This is a genomic window from Streptomyces griseus subsp. griseus, assembly GCF_003610995.1.
Taxonomy (GTDB): domain Bacteria; phylum Actinomycetota; class Actinomycetes; order Streptomycetales; family Streptomycetaceae; genus Streptomyces.
The window spans coordinates 2,650,296-2,669,336 of sequence record NZ_CP032543.1 but is presented as its reverse complement, the minus strand read 5'-3'; the positions used below and the strand labels follow the sequence as shown (position 1 = coordinate 2,669,336).

The 19,041-nt window shown below is 71.8% G+C and carries 11 protein-coding genes; 5 read left to right on the top strand and 6 right to left on the bottom strand.

The window, feature by feature from the left end; genetic code table 11:
* Window positions 1-121 precede the first annotated feature (121 nt).
* The gene (gene secA, locus D6270_RS12155) at window positions 122-2,929 is read left to right on the top strand and encodes a preprotein translocase subunit SecA (protein WP_109165392.1); all 2,808 of its coding nucleotides are present in this window, start codon (window positions 122-124) and stop codon (window positions 2,927-2,929) included.
* Window positions 2,930-2,997: 68 nt separating this feature from the next.
* Here secA and D6270_RS12150 read toward each other — a convergent pair whose 3' ends face one another.
* On the bottom strand, window positions 2,998-3,444 hold the full coding sequence (locus tag D6270_RS12150; RefSeq protein WP_109167480.1) for an Rv3235 family protein: 447 nt from the start codon (window positions 3,442-3,444) through the stop codon (window positions 2,998-3,000).
* 276 nt (window positions 3,445-3,720) lie between these two features.
* On the opposite strand from D6270_RS12150, the gene D6270_RS12145 reads away from it, so the two are divergent.
* Window positions 3,721-4,227: a DUF6912 family protein gene (locus tag D6270_RS12145; protein WP_109165393.1), complete on the top strand. Its 507-nt coding sequence runs from the start codon at window positions 3,721-3,723 to the stop codon at window positions 4,225-4,227.
* A gap of 39 nt (window positions 4,228-4,266) precedes the next feature.
* Complete coding sequence (locus tag D6270_RS12140) at window positions 4,267-4,944, top strand: HAD family hydrolase (protein WP_109165394.1); 678 nt, start codon at window positions 4,267-4,269, stop codon at window positions 4,942-4,944.
* Window positions 4,945-5,092: 148 nt separating this feature from the next.
* Here D6270_RS12140 and D6270_RS12135 read toward each other — a convergent pair whose 3' ends face one another.
* Window positions 5,093-5,653 (bottom strand): DJ-1/PfpI family protein, encoded by a 561-nt coding sequence (locus D6270_RS12135; protein WP_109165395.1) that lies wholly within the window; start codon window positions 5,651-5,653, stop codon window positions 5,093-5,095.
* Between the two features lie 446 nt (window positions 5,654-6,099).
* Here D6270_RS12135 and D6270_RS12130 point away from each other — a divergent pair, with 446 nt between their 5' ends.
* Window positions 6,100-11,097: an NAD-glutamate dehydrogenase gene (locus tag D6270_RS12130; protein WP_109165396.1), complete on the top strand. Its 4,998-nt coding sequence runs from the start codon at window positions 6,100-6,102 to the stop codon at window positions 11,095-11,097.
* A gap of 165 nt (window positions 11,098-11,262) precedes the next feature.
* Here the strand turns inward: D6270_RS12130 and D6270_RS12125 are convergent, their stop codons facing one another.
* The gene (locus D6270_RS12125; protein ID WP_109165397.1) at window positions 11,263-12,066 is read right to left on the bottom strand and encodes an ABC transporter ATP-binding protein; all 804 of its coding nucleotides are present in this window, start codon (window positions 12,064-12,066) and stop codon (window positions 11,263-11,265) included.
* Entirely contained in the window at window positions 12,059-12,985 is a 927-nt protein-coding gene (locus D6270_RS12120; RefSeq protein ID WP_109165398.1) for an ABC transporter permease, read from the bottom strand. The genes D6270_RS12125 and D6270_RS12120 overlap by 8 nt, the downstream gene beginning before the upstream one ends.
* Window positions 12,986-13,183: 198 nt before the next feature.
* On the opposite strand from D6270_RS12120, the gene D6270_RS12115 reads away from it, so the two are divergent.
* Window positions 13,184-13,795, top strand: coding sequence for a TetR/AcrR family transcriptional regulator (locus tag D6270_RS12115; RefSeq protein WP_202418309.1), 612 nt, complete (start codon window positions 13,184-13,186; stop codon window positions 13,793-13,795).
* A gap of 181 nt (window positions 13,796-13,976) precedes the next feature.
* Here D6270_RS12115 and D6270_RS12110 read toward each other — a convergent pair whose 3' ends face one another.
* Together D6270_RS12110 and D6270_RS12105 are read right to left on the bottom strand one after the other, a co-directional pair.
* Complete coding sequence (locus tag D6270_RS12110) at window positions 13,977-15,200, bottom strand: hypothetical protein (protein ID WP_109165399.1); 1,224 nt, start codon at window positions 15,198-15,200, stop codon at window positions 13,977-13,979.
* A gap of 3 nt (window positions 15,201-15,203) precedes the next feature.
* Window positions 15,204-18,968 carry a bifunctional glycosyltransferase/CDP-glycerol:glycerophosphate glycerophosphotransferase gene (locus D6270_RS12105; RefSeq protein ID WP_109165400.1) on the bottom strand — a complete coding sequence of 1,255 codons (3,765 nt, stop codon included), beginning with the start codon at window positions 18,966-18,968 and terminating at the stop codon, window positions 15,204-15,206.
* Window positions 18,969-19,041: the final 73 nt, after the last annotated feature.

Below are 19,041 nucleotides of genomic sequence, written 5' to 3'. Positions count from 1 at the left end.
CTCCCGACGCGGTGGTGTCCTCGCTTACGATGGCCGTTGCGGTGGGGCCCACCTGCCGTGCCCGCGCCAGAGTCCATCACACGACCAGTGCCAGGCCCGACCGGCAAGGAGACCAGCCTCAGTGTCCGTCTTCAACAAGCTCATGCGTGCAGGCGAAGGCAAGATCCTGCGCAAACTGCACCGCATCGCGGACCAGGTCAGCTCCATCGAAGAGGACTTCGTCAACCTCTCCGACGCCGAGCTGCGGGCGCTCACCGACGAGTACAAGGAACGGTACGCGGACGGCGAGAGCCTGGACGACCTGCTTCCCGAAGCGTTCGCCACGGTCCGTGAGGCCGCGAAGCGCGTCCTCGGACAGCGCCACTACGACGTGCAGATGATGGGCGGAGCCGCCCTGCACCTCGGCTATGTGGCCGAGATGAAGACCGGTGAGGGCAAGACCCTCGTCGGCACCCTGCCCTCGTATCTCAACGCCCTCTCCGGCAAGGGCGTGCACCTGATCACGGTCAACGACTACCTCGCCGAGCGTGACTCCGAGCTGACGGGCCGCGTCCACAAGTTCCTGGGCCTGACCGTCGGCTGCATCGTCTCCAACATGACCCCGGCGCAGCGCCGCGAGCAGTACGCCTGCGACATCACGTACGGCACGAACAACGAGTTCGGTTTCGACTACCTGCGCGACAACATGGCGTGGTCCAAGGACGAGCTCGTCCAGCGCGGCCACAACTTCGCCGTGGTCGACGAGGTCGACTCGATCCTGGTCGACGAGGCCCGTACGCCGCTGATCATCTCCGGCCCGGCCGACCAGGCCACCAAGTGGTACGGCGACTTCGCCAAGCTGGTCACCCGCCTCACCAAGGGGGAGGCGGGCAACCAGCTCAAGGGCATCGAGGAGACCGGCGACTACGAGGTCGACGAGAAGAAGCGGACCGTGGCCATCCACGAGTCCGGCGTCGCCAAGGTCGAGGACTGGCTCGGCATCGACAACCTCTACGAGTCGGTCAACACCCCGCTCGTCGGCTATCTGAACAACGCCATCAAGGCGAAGGAACTGTTCAAGAAGGACAAGGACTACGTCGTCATCGACGGCGAAGTCATGATCGTCGACGAGCATACCGGCCGTATCCTCGCCGGCCGCCGCTACAACGAGGGCATGCACCAGGCGATCGAGGCGAAGGAAGGGGTGGACATCAAGGACGAGAACCAGACCCTCGCCACGATCACCCTGCAGAACTTCTTCCGCCTCTACGACAAGCTCTCCGGCATGACCGGTACGGCGATGACCGAGGCCGCCGAGTTCCAGCAGATCTACAAGCTGGGCGTGGTGCCGATCCCGACGAACCGGCCGATGGTCCGGGCCGACCAGTCGGACCTGATCTACCGGACCGAGGTCGCCAAGTTCGCCGCGGTCGTCGACGACATCGCGGAGAAGCACGAGAAGGGCCAGCCGATCCTGGTCGGCACCACCTCGGTCGAGAAGTCCGAGTACCTCTCGCAGCAGCTCTCCAAGCGCGGTGTCCAGCACGAGGTCCTCAACGCCAAGCAGCACGACCGGGAGGCGACGATCGTCGCCCAGGCCGGCCGCAAGGGCGCCGTCACGGTCGCCACGAACATGGCCGGCCGAGGCACCGACATCAAGCTCGGCGGCAACCCGGACGACCTTGCCGAGGCGGAGCTGCGCCAGCGCGGCCTCGACCCGGTGGAGAACGTCGAGGAGTGGGCGGCCGCGCTGCCCGCCGCGCTGGAGTCGGCCGAGCTGGCCGTGAAGGCGGAGTTCGAAGAGGTCAAGGAGCTCGGCGGGCTCTACGTGCTCGGTACGGAGCGGCACGAGTCGCGTCGTATCGACAACCAGCTGCGTGGTCGTTCCGGCCGTCAGGGCGACCCGGGCGAGTCCCGCTTCTACCTGTCGCTGGGCGACGACCTGATGCGCCTGTTCAAGGCCCAGATGGTCGAGCGCGTCATGTCGATGGCGAACGTCCCGGACGACGTGCCGATCGAGAACAAGATGGTCACCCGCGCCATCGCCTCGGCCCAGTCGCAGGTGGAGCAGCAGAACTTCGAGACGCGTAAGAACGTCCTGAAGTACGACGAGGTGCTCAACCGGCAGCGCGAGGTCATCTACGGCGAGCGCCGCCGCGTCCTGGAGGGCGAGGACCTCCAGGACCAGATCCGGCACTTCATGGACGACACGATCGACGACTACATCGCGCAGGAGACCTCCGAGGGCTTCGCCGAGGAGTGGGACCTGGACCGGCTGTGGGGCGCCTTCAAGCAGCTCTACCCGGTGAAGGTCACCGTCGAGGAGCTGGAGGAGGCGGCCGGCGACCTGGCGGGCGTCACCGCCGAGTTCATCGCCGAGTCGGTCAAGAACGACATCCACGAGCAGTACGAGGAGCGCGAGAAGACCCTCGGCTCGGAGATCATGCGTGAGCTGGAGCGGCGCGTGGTCCTCTCCGTGCTGGACCGCAAGTGGCGCGAGCACCTCTACGAGATGGACTATCTCCAGGAGGGCATCGGCCTGCGGGCCATGGCGCAGAAGGACCCGCTGGTCGAGTACCAGCGCGAGGGCTTCGACATGTTCAACGCCATGATGGAGGGCATCAAGGAGGAGTCCGTCGGCTACCTGTTCAACCTGGAGGTCCAGGTGGAGCAGCAGGTCGAGGAGGTTCCGGTGCAGGACGCGGCCGAGGGCCCGTCGCTGGCGAAGGAGCCCGCCGCCCCCCAGATCCGGGCCAAGGGCCTGGAGGCCCCGCAGCGTCCGGACCGGCTGCACTTCTCCGCTCCCTCGGTGGACGGCGAGGGCGGTGTCGTCGAGGGTGAACTCGCCACCGACGGTGCGCAGTCCGGTCCCGCCGACGGCATGACGCGTGCCGAGCGCCGCAAGGCGCAGAAGAGCGGTGGCGGCGGCGGTCGCCGTCGCAAGAAGTAGCACCAGCAGCGCCGCACGGGCCGGGGCCGGACACCGCAGGGTGTCCGGCCCCGGCCGCGTGGTGAGGGTCACCGGCGGCCCGGCTGCCCTGCGGTGAGGCGTTCGCCGCCCAGCTCCACGGCCGCGCAGCGCCAGCGCTGGTCGGGGCCCTGTTCCAGGCGGAAGGCCATGGCCTGGACCCGGTCGCCCGCCGTGATGCTGGCGAACGCCTCGACCACTCCGGTGGCGGGCTGTGCGCCGTGGCAGTGGCGCAGGACGGGGCGGGCGCCCCGGGTGGCCCCGAGCGGGGTGCTGGGGGCCAGTTCGGCGAGCTGGTCGTAGGCGTCGCCGATGGTGTGGCCGAGCATCCAGTGCACCGGGCGCTGGCCGCTGAGGACCGCGAGCAGCCGTTCGGCGAACCACTGGTGGGGCCGTGGCGGGCGGTGCGGCTGGAGCCGCCGGGCCCGCTGTGGAGGTACGGCCTGGGGCCGGCGCTGGTCGCGGCGGCCGGTGGGCCTGGTGCTGTTCATGCTCATCTTCATCGCCCCCGTGGACCGGGCCCGGGAAGTACCGGGCGGTAACTTGTGCTGTGGATCTTCTACGGGGACGGCCGACAACACCGCAAGGGGCTCCCGCGGCCGGTCAGGGGCTCGGGGCGATTCACCTATCCGGGGCGCGGGCCAGGTGCCGCAAGGGCCATCGTGGGGGTGACGGAGCGTCGCGGGTGGACGTGGGCCCCCGGTTGCCGAAACCCGAAAGGGGACGGTCCCCACGTATCCTGAAGGCGTCTCCGACTACGAAAGCGGCCTGCCATGCGCGTGTACGTCCCCCTGACCCTCTCCGGTCTCGCAGCGGCACACGCGTCCGGAGAGGTCGGCCCGGGGCCGCTGACGGCCTACGCGGTCACCCCCGGGCTGCGCGAGTGGTACGTCTCCGACGACATCGAGGAGCTGGAGTACGCGGCGCTCAACCGGGCGGCCGCCGCCTCGCTCCGCCTGATCGCGGGGGACCCGGACGAGGCCCGGCGCCGGATCGTCATCGCCGTGGACGTCCCCGACGGGGCAGCCACCGCCGACCCCGACCACGGGCTGAGCGCGGCCTCGCTCGGCGAGGTGCGCCTCGCCACCGCCCTGCCGCTGGCCAAGGCGGCGGCGGTGCATGTGGACGCGGACGAGGCCGAGAAGGACGTGGCCGCGGCCGCGGCCGCGCTGGGTGCGGCGGACCTCGGCGACGACGACGCGCAGTTCACGGTGGACGGGGCGGAGGACCATGAGCTGCTCTGGTTCGGCGTGCAGGAGATTCCGCAGCTCATCGGCTGACGCCTCGGCGTTGTCAGACCCGGCGGGTACTTTTTCCGTATGACACCCGGGAAGACACGCACGCATCTGGTCTGGGACTGGAACGGCACGCTGCTCGACGACATCCACGCCGTCATCCACGCGACGAACGCCGCGTTCGCGGAGGTGGAGCTGGCGCCGCTGACGCTGGAGCAGTACCGGGAGATGTACTGCGTGCCCATACCCCGCTTCTACGAGCGGCTCCTGGGCCGGCTGCCCACCGAGGCCGAGTGGGAGCGGATGGACGACATCTTCCACCGGTACTACGCGGAGCGCCGGGTCGCCTGCGGGCTCACCGCCGGGGCGGAGGACCTGCTGGCGCGGTGGCGGCAGGCCGGGCACAGCCAGTCGCTGCTGAGCATGTACGGGCACGAGCACCTGGTGCCGGTCGTGCGCGGGTACGGGATCGAGTCCCACTTCGTCCGGGTCGACGGGCGGACGGGCCCGTCGGGCGGGAGCAAGGCGCTCCACATGGAGCGGCACTTCGAGGCGCTGGCCGCGGTGGGCGGGATATCCCCGGAGAACTCGGTGGTCATCGGGGACGCGGTGGACGACGCGGTGGCGGCGGCGCATGTGGGGGCGCGGGCGGTGCTGTACACCGGGGGGTCGCACAGCCGGAGCAGTCTGCTGGGGGCGGGGGTGCCGGTGGTGGACAGCCTGGGGGAGGCGGTCGCTCTGGCGGAGACGTTCTCCGCCTGACGGGGCCGGTGCGGGAGCCGTGGTGCGGGGCTCTGCCCCCGGCCCCGCCCCTCGAACGCCGGACGGGCTGAAAGGGTGTCCTCAGGCGCCTGACGGAGTGGAGAGATGTTCTCAGGCGCCGGACGGGCTGGATGTGGCCGGGCGGGCTTTATCCGGTGCGCAGCACCTTCAGGAACTCCCTCATCCACGCCGGGTGGTCCGGCCAGGCCCTGGACGAGACCAGGGTGCCGTCCACCACCGCCTCCGTGTCCCGGAACGTCGCGCCCGCGCTCTGCATGTCGGGCTCCAGGGCGGGGTACGCGGTGACGCGGCGGCCACTCAGGCTGCCGGTGGCGGCGGTGATCAGGGGACCATGGCAGATCTGGGCGACCGGGCGGTCGGCGGAGAAGAAGGCGCCGATGATCTTACGCAGTTCGGCGTTGTTGCGGAGGTACTCGGGGGCGCGGCCGCCGGGGATCACCAGGGCGATGTACTCCCCGGGGTCCACCTCGGAGAAGGCCAGGTCGGCGGGGAAGGTGTAGCCGGGTTTCTCCGTGTACGTGTCGTAGCCGGGCTCGAAGTCATGGACCACGAAGCGCAGCGTCTTGCGTTCGGGGGCCGCGATGTGGACCTCGTACCCCTCCTCCAGCAGTCGCTGGTAGGGGTAGAGCACTTCGAGGGACTCGGCGGCGTCGCCGGTGACGATGAGGACCTTCTCGGGCTCGGGCATGGCGCGCTCCTCGGGGCTCGGGCGGGGGCCGGGGGTCGATTCCTGTGCTCCAGGGACAGGTTCCCCCGGTTCCCGCGCGTTCGCCAAGGCGGAACGCCAGTTCGTCCGGGGGAGGCGCCGCACTGTCCGAAGTGTCAAAGTTCGATGTCTTCTTTTGTACACATGCGGCTCATGACGGGGTGGGGTGCGGGGGCGATAGCCTGGTGCCGTGATCAGCGCGATACGCCTCGGGGGCAGCGAAGCCCCCGGCCGCCGCCCGGAGTGCCACCGCACCCGGGCGATCCGTGATCTTCCGACCCCGGACCGGCCGTCAAGAACGGCCCATGTGGTCCCGGGCAACTCTCGAAGCGGCATAGCGTCGACCCAGACCGGAAACCCCGTGTCGTGGCGGTACGTCGCTTTTCTCACCTACGTCACGCAACGGCGCGCGACAGGAGCCAGAGGACATGCAGACCAAGCTGGACGAAGCCAAGGCCGAGCTGCTCGCACGGGCCGCCCAGGTAGCTGACAACAGCCCGGGCGGTGGTGTCGGTGGCCCGGGCGGTACCCCCCGGGTGCGGGTCGCCGCCGCCGGGGCCGACGACGACGCCCGTCCGGGACAGGACACGGCGCTCGCCTACCTTCAGCGCTACTACCTGCATACGGCTCCCGAGGACCTCGAGAACCGGGACCCGGTCGACGTCTACGGCGCCGCCGCCTCGCACTACCGGCTGGCCGAGACCCGCCCGCAGGGCACCGCCAACGTCCGCGTGCACACCCCGACCGTCGAGGAGAACGGCTGGACCTGCAGCCACTCCGTCGTCGAGGTCGTCACCGACGACATGCCCTTCCTGGTGGACTCCGTCACCAACGAGCTGTCCCGGCAGGGCCGCGGCATCCATCTCGTGATCCACCCGCAGGTCACCGTCCGCCGCGATCTCACCGGCCAGCTCATCGAGGTCCTCTCCGGCGGCCCCGGCATCCCCAGGACCTCCAAGGGCCGCAAGGACGCCAAGGCGGAGCTGCCGCACGACGCGCTGGTCGAGTCCTGGATCCACGTCGAGATCGACCGCGAGACCGACCGCGCCGACCTCCAGCAGATCACCGCGGACCTGCTGCGCGTCCTGTCCGACGTACGGGAGACCGTCGAGGACTGGGGGAAGATGCGCGAGGCCGCCCTCCGGATCGCCGACGACCTGCCGGGCGAGCCGCTGGACGACCTGGCCGAAGAGGAGGTCGAGGAGGCCCGCGAGCTGCTGCGCTGGCTGGCCGCCGACCACTTCACCTTCCTCGGCTACCGCGAGTACGAGCTCAAGGACAGCGACGCGCTCGCCGCCGTACCCGGCACCGGGCTCGGCATCCTGCGCTCCGACCCGCAGCACAGCGTGGACGAGGACCACCCGGTCAGCCCGTCCTTCGACCGGCTGCCCGCCGACGCCCGCGCCAAGGCCCGTGAGCACAAGCTCCTCGTCCTGACCAAGGCCAACAGCCGGGCCACCGTGCACCGCCCCAGCTACCTCGACTACGTCGGCGTGAAGAAGTTCGACGCCAAGGGCAACGTCGTCGGCGAGCGCCGCTTCCTGGGTCTCTTCTCCTCCGCCGCCTACACCGAGTCCGTGCGCCGGGTGCCCGTCATCCGCCGCAAGGTCGCCGAAGTGGTGGAGGGCGCCGGGTTCTCGTACAACAGCCACGACGGCCGCGACCTGCTCCAGATCCTGGAGACCTACCCGCGTGACGAGCTGTTCCAGACCCCCGTCGACCAGCTCCGCGCCGTCGTCACCTCCGTCCTCTACCTCCAGGAGCGCCGCCGGCTGCGGCTCTACCTGCGCCAGGACGAGTACGGGCGCTACTACTCCGCGATCGTCTACCTCCCGCGCGACCGGTACACCACCGGCGTACGCCTGCGGCTGATCGACATCCTCAAGGAGGAACTCGGCGGCACCAGCGTCGACTTCAGCGCCTGGAACACCGAGTCGATCCTCTCCCGGCTGCACTTCGTCATCCGGGTCCCGCCGGGCACCGAGCTGGCCCACCTCACCGACGCCGATGCCGACCGCATCGAGGCCCGCCTCGTCGCGGCCGCCCGCTCCTGGGCCGACGGTTTCGGCGAGGCCCTCAACGCCGAGCTGGGCGAGGAGCGCGCCGCCGAACTCCAGCGCCAGTACGGCCACTCCTTCCCCGAGGGCTACAAGGCCGACCACTCGCCGCGCGCCGCCGTGGCCGACCTGGTCCACCTGGAGACCTTGAAGGAGGGCGAGAAGGACTTCGCCCTCAGCCTGTACGAGCCGGTCGGCGCGGGCCCCGGCGAGCGCCGCTTCAAGATCTACCGGACCGGCGAGCAGGTCTCCCTCTCCGCCGTCCTCCCGGCGCTCCAGCAGCTCGGTGTCGAGGTCGTCGACGAGCGTCCGTACGAGCTGCGCTGCGCCGACCGTACGCACGCCTGGATCTACGACTTCGGGCTGCGGATGCCGCAGGCGAACGGCCACACCGGCCACTTCGCCGACGACGCGCGCGCCCGCTTCCAGGAGGCGTTCGCCGCCGTCTGGAAGGGCGAGGCGGAGAACGACGGCTTCAACGCACTGGTGCTGGGCGCCGGGCTGAACTGGCGCCAGGCCGTGGTGCTGCGCGCCTACGCCAAGTACCTGCGGCAGGCCGGTTCCACCTTCAGCCAGGACTACATGGAGTCCACGCTCCGCAACAACGTCCACACCACCCGGCTGCTCGTCTCCCTCTTCGAGGCCCGGATGTCGCCCGGCCGCCAGAGCGCGGGCACCGAGCTCACCGACGGGCTCCTGGAGGAGCTGGACGGGGCCCTGGACCAGGTCGCGTCCCTGGACGAGGACCGGATCCTGCGCTCCTTCCTCACCGTCATCAAGGCGACCCTGCGCACCAACTTCTTCCAGAACGCGGACGACGGCGCCCCGCACAGGTACGTCTCGATGAAGTTCGACCCGCAGGCCATCCCGGACCTGCCCGCGCCCCGCCCGGCGTACGAGATCTGGGTCTACTCGCCGCGCGTCGAAGGCGTCCACCTGCGCTTCGGCAAGGTCGCCCGCGGCGGGCTGCGCTGGTCGGACCGGCGGGAGGACTTCCGTACGGAGGTGCTCGGCCTGGTCAAGGCGCAGATGGTGAAGAACACCGTCATCGTCCCCGTCGGCGCCAAGGGCGGCTTCGTCGCCAAGCAGCTCCCGGACCCGTCCGTGGACCGGGACGCCTGGTTCGCTGAGGGCATCGCCGCCTACCGCACCTTCATCTCGGCGCTGCTGGACATCACCGACAACATGGTGGCCGGCGAGGTCGTGCCGCCCGCCGATGTCGTCCGCCACGACGAGGACGACACCTACCTCGTCGTCGCCGCCGACAAGGGCACCGCGAGCTTCTCCGACATCGCCAACGAGGTCGCCGTCGCGTACGGCTTCTGGCTCGGCGACGCGTTCGCCTCCGGCGGTTCGGCCGGCTACGACCACAAGGGCATGGGCATCACCGCGCGCGGCGCCTGGGAGTCCGTGAAGCGCCACTTCCGGGAGCTGGGCCACGACACCCAGACCGAGGACTTCACCGTCGTCGGCGTCGGCGACATGTCCGGTGACGTGTTCGGCAACGGGATGCTGCTCTCCGAGCACATCCGCCTGGTCGCCGCCTTCGACCACCGGCACATCTTCCTCGACCCGACCCCGGACGCGGCGACCTCGTACGCCGAGCGCCGCCGCCTTTTCGAGCTGCCCCGCAGCTCCTGGGCCGACTACGACACCGGGCTGCTCTCCGCGGGCGGCGGCATCCACCCGCGCAGTGCCAAGTCGATCCCGCTGAACAACCACATCCGCGAGGCGCTCGGCATCGACGCGTCGGTGAGCAAGATGACGCCCGCCGACCTGATGCAGACCATCCTCAAGGCCCCCGTCGACCTGCTGTGGAACGGCGGCATCGGCACGTACATCAAGGCCGTCCCCGAGTCGAACGCCGACGTCGGCGACAAGGCCAACGACGCGATCCGGGTCAACGGCGAGGAGCTGCGGGCCAAGGTCGTCGGCGAGGGCGGCAACCTCGGCGCCACCCAGCTCGGCCGGATCGAGTTCGCCCGCAACGGCGGCCGGATCAACACCGACGCGATCGACAACAGCGCCGGGGTGGACACCTCCGACCACGAGGTGAACATCAAGATCCTGCTCAACGGTCTCGTCCGGGACGGCGACATGACCGTCAAGCAGCGCAACAAGCTGCTCGCCGACATGACCGACGAGGTCGGCGCGCTCGTCCTCCGTAACAACTACGCGCAGAACGTCGCCCTCTCCAACGCCTCCGCCCAGGCCCCCTCCCTGCTCCACGCCCAGCAGCGCTTCATGCGGCGGCTGGAGAAGGACGGGGCGCTGGACCGGGCGCTGGAGTTCCTGCCCGCCGACCGGCAGATCCGCGAGCTGCTCAGCAACGAGTCGGGGCTCAGCCAGCCCGAGCTGGCCGTGCTGATCGCCTACACCAAGATCACGACGGCGGACGAGCTGATCTCCACCGTCCTGCCCGACGACCCGCACCTCCAGAAGCTGGTCCACGCCTACTTCCCGAGCCAGCTGCGCGAGCGGTTCCCGGAGGCGGTCGACGGACATGCGCTGCGGCGCGAGATCATCACGACGGTGCTGGTCAACGACACGGTGAACACCGCCGGTTCGACCTTCCTGCACCGGCTGCGGGAGGAGACCGGGGCGTCGATCGAGGAGATCGTGCGGGCCCAGTTCACGGCCCGTGAGATCTTCGGGCTGTCGGCGGTGTGGGACGCGGTCGAGGCGCTGGACAACCAGGTCGCCGCCGATGTCCAGACCCGGATCCGGCTGCACTCGCGGCGGCTGGTGGAGCGCGGTTCGCGCTGGCTGCTGGGCAACCGGCCGCAGCCCGTCGCCATCGCGGAGACCATCGAGGGGTTCCGGGACGGGGTGGAGCGGGTCTGGAGCGAGCTGCCCAAGCTGCTTCGGGGCGCCGACCTGGACTGGTACCACTCGATCCTGGACGAGCTGACCTCGGTGGGGGTCCCGAGCGAGCTGGCGGTCCGGGTCGCCGGGTTCTCCTCCGCCTTCCCGGCGCTGGACATCGTCGCGATCGCGGACCGGACGGGCAAGGACCCGCTGGACGTCGCCGAGGTGTACTACGACCTCGCGGACCGGCTGCGGATCACGCAGCTGATGGACCGGATCATCGACCTGCCGCGGGCCGACCGCTGGCAGTCCATGGCCCGCGCCTCCATCCGCGAGGACCTGTACGCGGCGCACGCCGCGCTCACGTCGGACGTGCTGAGCGTGGGCGACGGCACGGCGACGCCGGAGGAGCGGTTCGGGGCGTGGGAGGAGAGGAACGCGGCGATCCTCGCGCGGTCGCGCTCCACGCTGGAGGAGATCCAGGGATCGGACGCGTTCGATCTGGCGAATCTCTCGGTGGCGATGCGGACGATGCGGACGTTGTTGCGTACGCACGCTTAGGCGGTACGTCTGTGGGGGCCGGTGCCGTTGGTGGCGCCGGCCCCCTCGGCGTGGGTCCGTCCTCAAGCGCCGGACGGGCTGAGAAGTGTCCTCAAGCGCCGGACGGGCTGGAGGCGGCCGGACGGGCTGGGTCCGTGCAGGTGGGTAACGGCCGGGCTGATGCGGTCACTTGGATGTGGTGAACTTCTCGTAGGCCGCCACCACTTCCTTCGCCGGGCCGTCCATCCTCAGCGTGCCCGCCTCCAGCCACAGGGCCCGGTCGCAGGTTTCGGTGATGGACTTGTTGCTGTGGCTGACCAGGAAGACCGTGCCCGCCTCGGCGCGGAGCTGCTGGATGCGGTCCGTGCTGCGGCGGCGGAACTTCGCGTCGCCCGTGGAGAGCGCCTCGTCGATCAGGAGGACGTCGTGGCTCTTGGCGGCCGCGATGGAGAAGCGGAGCCGGGCGCCCATGCCGGAGGAGTATGTCCGCATCGGCAGGGTGATGAAGTCGCCCTTCTCGTTGATGCCGGAGAACTCGACGATGTCGTCGTAGCGTTCGCGGACCTGGTCGCGCGTCATGCCCATCGCCAGTCCGCCCAGCACCACGTTGCGCTCGCCGGTCAGGTCGCCCATCAGGGCCGCGTTCACCCCGAGCAGTGAGGGCTGGCCCTGGGTGTGGACCTTGCCGCTGGAGGGCGGGAGCAGGCCTGCGATGGCCTTGAGCAGGGTCGACTTGCCGGAGCCGTTGGAGCCGATCAGGCCGATCGCCTCGCCCTTGTACGCGGCGAAGCTGACCCCCTTCACGGCGTGCACCTGGCGTGCGCCGGGGGTGCGGCGGCGCGAGGTGAGGCGGCTGAGCGCGGAGGTCGCGCTGCCCTTGCCGGTCCGCGCGCCGTTGACGGTGTACGTGATGTGGACGTCGTCCACCACGACCGTCGGGACGCGGTCGTCCGCGGAGGCGTCCTTGGAGATGTCCTTGAGGTCAGCCACGTCCGTACGTCTCCTCCGCCTTCCAGAAGTACACGAATCCCGCCACCCCGCACAGCAGCGCCCACCCGGCCGCCGCCGCCCACACGTGCGCCGGCAGCTGCGCGGCGCCGTAGCTGTCGATGAGCGCGAACCGCATGAGGTTGATGAAGAGCGCCGCCGGGTTGTACTCCAGCAGCACCATCACCGCGTGCGGCACCCGGTCGCCCGCCAGCAGATGGTCCAGGCTCCACATCACGCCGGAGGAGTACATCCAGGTCCGCAGCACGAACGGCGTCAGCTGCGCGATGTCCGGGGTCTTCGCCGTCAGCCGGGCCACGGCCATCGACACGCCCGTGTTGAACACCGCCTGGAGGGCGAGCGCCGGGATCGCCAGCAGCCAGGAGGGGCGCGGGTACTGGCCGAACGCCAGCAGGATCAGGGTCAGCGCGCCCAGCGAGAACAGGAGCTGCTGGAGCTGCTGGAGCGCCAGCGCCACCGGCAGCGAGGCGCGCGGGAAGTGCAGGGCCCGCACCAGGCCGATGTTGCCGCTGATCGCCCGGGTGCCCGCGGTGATGGAGCTGCTGGTGAAGGTCCAGATGAAGACCCCGGTGACCAGGAACGGAACGAAGTCCTCCACCCCGCGCTTGGTGTCCATCAGGACGCCGAAGATGAAGTAGTAGACCGTCGCGTTGAGCAGCGGCGTCATGATCTGCCAGATCTGGCCGAGCTTCGCCTGGCTGTACTGGGCCGTCAGCTTGGCCGTCGCGAACGCGGCGATGAAGTGCCGCCGCCCCCAGAGCTGCCGGAGGTACGCGGGCAGCGTCGGCCGGGCACCGCTGACCGTCAGCCCGTGCCGGGCGGCCAGGGCGGCCAGCTCACCGGGCGCGTATACCGGCGCCGCGGGCTCGGTGGCCGGGGTGTCCTGGACGGGAGAGGCCACCGGGGGTGGTGGGGCTGTTGTCTGGCTCACCACGAACGATCGCTTTCGTCGGAAGCGGGAGGGGGGAAGTGGAGCAGAACGGTACGGTCCCGTGGGGACGCCCTCGTAGGGACGGGACCGTATCGTCGTAACGCTGAGAGTAGGACGGTTGTACGTCGCAACGCAACCGTTCCGTCGTCGCCGACTATCATTCGGGCCATGACCACCGAACGGGGAACCCGCCGCCGCGCCCCCGCAGGCGCCGCCGTCCTGCGCGAGGACGTCACCGACGCCATCCGCGCGGCCGTCTTCGAGGAGCTGGCCGCGGTGGGGTTCGCCCGGATGTCCATCGAGGGCATCGCGCGGCGCGCCGGGGTCGGAAAGACGGCCGTCTACCGCCGCTGGAAGTCCAAGCTGGCCCTGGTCCTCGACCTGGTCGCGGCCGTCGCCGCACAGGGGATGCCCGCCCCGGCCACCGGTTCGCTCTACGGGGATGTGCGCGCCGTGCTCGAACTCGCCGCCTACGCCCTGCGCCACCCGGTCGCCTCGCAGGTCATCCCGGACCTGCTGGTGGAGGCCGCCCGCAACCCGGAGATCTCCGAGGCGATCAAGGCCGCCCTCCTCGACCAGCAGCAGGGCGTCGCCGCCGTGGTGGTGCGGGAGGCGGTGGCCCGGGGGGAGCTGCCGGAGGGGAGCGACCCGGACCGGGCCCTCGACCTGATCGTGGGGCCGCTGTACTGGCGGCTCGTCGTCGTCCGGGGCGAGCTGCCCAAGGGGTACCTGGACGACCTGGCCGCCTCAGCGGTCGCCGCGCTGCGCAACGGCGCCTGAAGCGGTCCAGAGGGCATCTCTCCGGTACGCGTCGGCCAGGGGTCGCGCCCCTTCGGTACGCGTCGGCCGAGGGGCACTTCTCCGGTTCGCGTCGGCCGGGGGTCACCCCTCCGGTACACGTAGGCCTAGGGTCACCCCTCCGGTTCGCGTCAGCCGGGGCGACCGTCCGTGAGGACCGGCGTCACCGCTCCGGTACGCGCGCCAGCACCTCGCCAGTACGCGGGCTGTACGCCAGCACCGACGCGTCCCCCGGCAGCTTCTGGAACCGGGTCAGCAGCACCCACCGCACCCCGTACCGCCCGGTGATCCTCTCCCGTTCCGCCGGCGCCGTCGCCGCGTCCAGGTACGTCGCCACCGCCCGGCTCCGCGCCCGCCGCTCGGCCGCCGGAAGCCCCGCCTCCGGCACCTCGTCGGCGAGCACGAACGACCCGTGCCCGGCCAGGGCGTACATCGCCGGGACGCTGTCCGTCAGCACCACCTCACCGGGCGGGACGTGCGCGGTCGCCCAGGTGTACGGCTCCCCGGTCACCGGCGCCCCGCCGGCCTCCGGGCGAGCCGCGGCCCCGGCGGGCGACGGGGCCTTCTGGACGGTGAGCCCGTTGTAGTACGGCCACACCGCCGCCACGGCCGCCGCGCACAGCCCGGCCACCGCCCACCTCCGCAGCGTCGGCCTGATCCGGGTCCGCTGCTTCACCGCCACCAGCGCGATCACGCCCAGCGCCGCGCCCAGCGCCGTCGGGGGATGGACCAGCAGGACGAGGCCGAGCAGGACGCCGATCCCCACCGCCTCCACCCACCGGGGCGACCGGCCCGGCGGCCGCCCGGAGCCGGTGCGGGGGAGCCGGGTGACCGCGTGACCCGTCCACGCCCACAGGTGCAGGGTGACCGCGACGGCGAACGTACCCGGCGCACTCCACCGCCCCGGGTCCGCCCAGTGGATCAGCGCCAGCGGGATCAGTACGAGGACCGGCACCCAGCGGTTCGGGGTCAGCAGCCGGGCCAGCCGGCCGATCCCGGTCAGCAGCAGTGCCAGGTTGACGGCGGCGGACAGCGCGAGCACGGTCTGCCCGGAGAGCCCGCTCGCCCGGGCGGTCAGGCCCTGCGCGACGGCGTACGGGGAGTAGTGCGCGCTGGCCACGGCGGGCAGGTCCGTCATCGGGAACGCCGGGTGCAGCAGACTGCTCCGCAGCCGTTCGACCACGGCCGCGTTGAGCCCGGCCTCGCAGCACATCGGCACCTGCCAGGCCGCCGCCGACAGGACCGCCCACAGCAGACCGCCCAGCAGGACGTACGGCGAGGGCAGCCACCGGGGCGCTGCGATGAGCTCGTCGTCCGCCGCCCGGGTGGGGGGAGGGGCGGAGGTAGGGGTGTCGGACGGGGCGGGGGTGGGAGAGGAGAGGGACACAGCTCATGAGTTCCGTGCGCGGGGCCGTCCCTCCCGCCCGCCACTCTTCCGGGGGACGTCCGCAGAGCGCTGTGCGAGGTCCGCCAGCAGCCGGTCCGCCACCCGCCCCGCCGCCCCGCCGTCGTCCAGGTCGCAGTGGTCGTGGCGGAAGCTCTCGTACGCGTCGGCGTGCCGGGCCGCCAGCGCCCCGAGGCCGCGCAGGGCCTGCACCACCTCGTCCGTCGTGACCAGCAGCGGCCCGGGCGCCCGGGTCTCGAAGTCCAGGCAGAAGCCGCGCACGGTGTCGCGGTAGTGCTCCAGGTCGTATGTGTGGAAGAGCATCGGCCGGCCCGTCAGCGCGAAGTCGAACATCAGTCCCGCATAGTCGGTGACCAGCACATCCGCGATCAGCAGCAGTTCGGCCGCGCCCGGGTGGCGGGAGACGTCGAGGACGCCGGGCCCTTCCGCGATGCTGCCCGTGACCCGGGGGTGCCGGCGCACCAGCACCGTGTGGCCGGGGCCCAGCGAGCGCGCGAGCGCGGGCAGGTCCAGCGCCGGATCCCAGCGGTACGGGCCGGGGGCCGTGCGGTCGGGGGAGTGGGGGGCGGCGGACGGGGGGTGGGCCAGGTGGTCGCGGTAGGTCGGCGCGTACAGGACGACGCGGTGGTCCTCCGGTACGCCCAGCGTGCGCCGGATCTCTTCGGCGGTCTTGTCCCGGTCGGGCGCGCACAGCACGTCGTTGGCGGGCGATCCGGCCTCCAGCACCTCCCCGTCGTACGCCAGTGACCTGCGCAGCAACGGGGTGGCGAAGCGGCTCGGGGAGACCAGTACCGACCACTGGGCCGATCGGTGGGCCAGGGTGGCGAGATGCTGGTGGTCAGCGTAGAGGGTCTCCGTCAGGCCGGTGCCGAAGCGGCCGAGCGGGGTGCCGTGCCAGGTCTGGACGACGGTCTGCCCGGGGCGCCGCTCGAACCACACCGGCAGCTGCCCGTCCGTGACGATCCACCGGGCGCGGGCCAGCGCCTCGTACCAGGCGGTGCTGTGCACGGGGACGGCCCGCGCACCGGGCGGGACACGGGTCGCACGGCCGGGGGCGGTCCCGGTCACCCACAGGTGCTCGGCCGCCACGCCCCGGCGGATGAGCTCGGCGTGCACGGCGCGCGGGGAGTCGCCGCCCGCGCCGCCCGCGTAGAGGACGGTGTCCAGGAGCGGGAGGGTGGTGCGCCCGGCGCCGTGGTGCGCGTCGCGCAGAAGCCGCCTGCTGTACGCGCTCCGCTCGGCGACCGGGAGCGCCGGAGCCGCCAGGACGGTCAGCCGGTCGCCGTCGCGCCGCTCCAGGGCGAGGGCGGAGTCGCCGCAGGGGAGGCGAGCGGCGAGGGAGGCGAGGACGCGGACGGGGTGACCGTCGAGGTGGAGACCCCAGCGGCCTTCGGGGAGGGGCGGGGCGATCCGCACGGAGAAGCGGCCGGTGGGGCGGGCCCCGACGGTGGCCTCGGTGACGACGGTGACCTCGGTGGCGGGGAGCGTCTCGTGCAGGGTCTCGTGGCGGAGGAGAAGGCGTGCGCCGGTGCCGGGGGCTGTTGCCGCGGCCGCCGGTAGGTACGCTCCCGAAAGCGCCGGCGCGTACGTCCCCGGAGCCGTGGGGGGCACTCCGTCCGTTCCCGGAGCCGGAGAGGCCATTCCGTACGTCCCCGGGGCTGCGGAGGCCCCTCCGTACGTCCCCCGGACCCGTAGCGAACCGTCCCCCAGCCGCTCCACCTCGTCCGCCACCGGCAGCCCGCCCAGGTCCACCACCAGCTCCCCCGCCGCGTCCGCACACGCGGGCGGCGGCAGGTCCGGCGCGGCGGGCAGCGGGGTGCGGGTGCCGTCCGCGAGCAGCAGCCGGGTCCGCCACCGCGCGCCGCCCTCCGCCCTGACCTCGGGCGGGGCCCGGTGCGGGGCGGGCGGTACGGCGGCGAGACCGTCGAGAGGGACACGTACCGTGAAAGCCGTCCCACGGCCCTCACCCTCCCCAGCCGCCCCGCACTCCACCGGGAACGAACGCTCCCTCTCCCCGTCGCGCATCAGCACAAGGGCCGCAGCCGCGGCGCCCTCGAAGTACCGCCCCGACAACTCCAGCGCGCCTCCTTCCGGACCGCCGCTCTCCTCCGGACGGTCGCCCCCGTCCGGACGGCTGCCCCTCTCCGGACCGCCGCCCCCTTCCGGACCGCCGAACCCCTCCGCACCGCCGACCCCCTCCACCACCGCACCCAGCCGTGCCACCCTCACGCGCAGCCGACCGCCCCGGTGGTCCAGTACCGCCCGCCGTCCGTCCCCCAGGTCGTGCACCAGCGGCTGGTCCGCGCCCGCGTCCAGGGCGCGCACCGCCACCCGCCGTACCGTCCCGTGCGCCGCGACGACCAGCCCGACCAGCCAGCCGCCACCGCCGTCCCCTGCGGCGGGCAGCCGGTCCGGGTCGAGGACCATCTCGAAGCCCGCGTGGTCGTAACCGTGCAGCTCCTGACCGGAGTTCACCGTCGCCTCGGGCACCGGCACCGTCCGCACCGGCACGGCCCGCACCCGACGGCCCCCCTCCGCCCGGACCATCCCCACCTTCATCTGCTGCCGCGCCGACCCGGCCGGAAGGTTGCGCAGATAGGCATACCCGCGCAGCCGGAGCTTCCCGTCCGCGCCCCACCGCGCCTCCACGAGCCGTGCGACCGCCGGTACGTCGGTGCGCGCGAGCCGGGCGCTCGCGCCGCGCACGCCGGGGTAGACCGCCCTCCGCCGTCCGGGCAGCCCCTCCACCGCGAACGTCCCCACCCCGTTGGCCCGTTCGAAGGCGAGGACGGCCAGCAGCTCCTCAAGCCGCCGCTCCCGCACCAGCTGCCACTTGATGCGCAGCTCCACCGGCAGCCCCGCCAGCACCCCGTCCCCCGCCCGGTCCACGAACGCCCCGGCCCCCTCCAGGAACGCCGCCCGGTAGGCCTCGCCGCCCATCGGCAACCCGTCCAGGAAGTACCCGAAGTCGTCGCGCAGACAGGACACGTCGTACGCCCGCCGCTGCTCCGGGCCCGCCTGCCGCTCGCCCAGGAAGGCGCTGACCTGCTCGGACGCGTCGATCCGGTCCCGTACGCCGGTGACATCCGTCCGCCGCCGGGTGATCGACCCCTCCCGCACCCGCCAGTAGTAGACGTGCTCGTGCAGGACGTCCACGGACCCGGCCAGATGGTGCGCGGGGATCATCACCGGCGTGTCCTCGTACAGCTTCCCCTCGGGGAAGGCGAAGGCGTGCCCGTCCCAGAAGGAGCGCCGGAACACCTTGTTCCACGCCACCCGGTCCGCCAGCAGGCGCGGGTCCCGGGTGATGTGGGTGCGGGAACGCGTGGCGGTCAGCCAGCGGTACTGCCAGGCCTGCTGCCGCCCCCGCTCGGTGAGCCGCCACACATTGCCGGTCACCAGATCGGAGCCGGTCGACTCCAGCGAGGCCACCATCCGCTCGTACGCGTCGTGCACGACGAAGTCGTCGCTGTCCGCGAACGCCAGGTAGGGGACCGCCGGAGTGGTGTGCCGGACACCGGTGTTGCGGGCCGCGCTCAGGCCGCCGTTCCGCTGCCGCACCAGCCGGAAGCGGCTGTCCCGGGCGGCGAACGCCTCCGCGATCGCCGCGCTGCCGTCCGTGGAACCGTCGTCGACCATCACCACCTCGATCGCGGCGAGGGTCTGCTCCGCCACCGATCGCAGGCAGTCCTCCAGGTAGTCCTCGACGTTGTGGACGGGGATGACGACGCTGAGGAGCGGTGGCTTCATGTCCTGGTCAACGGAGGGCGGGTCCCGGGGGCACCGGCGCTGCCCCGAACGGGTGAACGCGGGCAGCCCGGCG